Raw genomic sequence first — 910 nt, 5'->3', positions numbered from 1 at the left:
CCCAGCCCTTCCATTCGGACGGTTTGCGGTCGATCAAAAACAACGGGTTTTGACGGACGTGGAAATGAAGTTTGCGATTTGAAACTGAATTTTGGTTGTCTTGGCCTACGACTTCCGGCACCACCACCACCGCCGCCGCCGCCCTTTCGACGGCGTTCTTCTTCATCTAATGCTATAAGAACCATCAACTGGCGCTGACGAGCATGGGCTTCAGCTGCCTTACGGCGCTCCCATTGCTCTGTAAATGCACCAATAAACGGTTCCAAGTCTTATTCCTTTGGCTGCAATCTGTGTCCGGTTTTCTCATACAGACGCTTCACTTCGTGAAAAATTGCGGCATGAGACTTCAAAACATTCATCTGATGAAGTGCGACTTCTTCAGGAACAGGGTATTTTTTAGAATTAATTGCCGCAGTTATTTGGTTGAGGTTCACACCAACCTTGCGCAAATCTTCTAAAATGAGGGCGAAAATCACCCTATCATTCTCAGTCAGAAATGGTTTTACCCCTGCTCCTTCAAGAACCGTTGAGCGCATAAAGGCTGATGGTGTCATACCGGCCTTCGCTGCGCCCTCGTAAATTGCAGCCTGCTCTGAAGGCGAAACGCGCAGTTTTATCGTCTGCGTTTTGCCCTCTTTGGGGTCAATTTTTGAACCTTTTGACATCGAAGTTTAACCTACAAAGCGAAGAGCAATCCAACTAATCAATTAGCCACAATCAGCACCAGTTGCTGATTAATTTAATTTTGTACCACAAAATTACGTATCCTGCCACCTAAGATTAGAACATATCACTTCGCTTCACTCGTTACAAAGGCTTTTTCGGCCTCGCTTCGCTCGCCTCTTTTTTCGCTTCGCTAATTATTTTTTGCGCTCTCCAAGGTTCACCACCTGAAGCCGCAAACGCCCTT

Annotated in this window: 1 protein-coding gene and 1 pseudogene; both read right to left on the bottom strand. The window is 46.7% G+C overall.

Annotation, left to right across the window (positions count from 1 at the left end; all coding sequences use genetic code 11):
* A pseudogene (locus A918_RS21775) lies at window positions 1-266 on the bottom strand (hypothetical protein); the annotation flags it as partial.
* A 3-nt stretch (window positions 267-269) separates the two neighbouring features.
* Complete coding sequence (mobC, locus tag A918_RS0108430) at window positions 270-665, bottom strand: plasmid mobilization relaxosome protein MobC (protein WP_022710640.1); 396 nt, start codon at window positions 663-665, stop codon at window positions 270-272.
* Between the last annotated feature and the right edge of the window lie 245 nt (window positions 666-910).

Source organism: Pseudochrobactrum sp. AO18b (assembly GCF_000409565.1).
In the GTDB taxonomy this organism is placed as follows: domain Bacteria; phylum Pseudomonadota; class Alphaproteobacteria; order Rhizobiales; family Rhizobiaceae; genus Pseudochrobactrum; species Pseudochrobactrum saccharolyticum.
Note: the sequence above shows the minus strand (reverse complement) of the source record. Positions and strands in the feature narration are given on the sequence as shown.

Excerpts from the sequence above, each read along its gene's own strand:
- mobC (WP_022710640.1), bottom strand. The coding sequence starts at position 665 with ATGTCAAAAGGTTCAAAAATTGACCCCAAAGAGGGCAAAACGCAGACG.